Annotated in this window: 1 protein-coding gene; it reads left to right on the forward strand. The window is 39.7% G+C overall.

Going from position 1 to position 295, the window contains the following annotated elements; genetic code table 11:
* The coding region (locus tag HT701_RS09935; protein WP_172931479.1) for a transposase at positions 1–295 on the forward strand (295 nt) is incomplete at both ends.

Genomic DNA, 295 nt, shown 5'->3' on the forward strand with positions numbered 1-295 from the left:
AAGATGAAGCTGGTTTCGGAAGAATCAGTAAGATGAGTTCTTGTTGGGCTCCTCAAGGAATCCGACCTAGCATTCCTAGTCATTATATGCGAGAATATCGCTATTGTTATGGGGCAGTAGATGTTCAGACAGGAGATTCCTTTTTCCTCATTGCTGGAGGATGCAATACTGAGTGGACCAATGAATTTCTACGGCAAGTCTCACAAGCTTATCCAGATGACTATATTTTACTTGTCATGGATAATGCTATATGGCATAAATCAAGTACCTTAGAGATTCCAAGTAATATTGAGTT

The sequence above is a fragment of the Streptococcus sp. 10824 genome (genome assembly GCF_013276595.1).
GTDB classification, from domain to species: Bacteria; Bacillota; Bacilli; order Lactobacillales; family Streptococcaceae; genus Streptococcus; species Streptococcus pseudopneumoniae.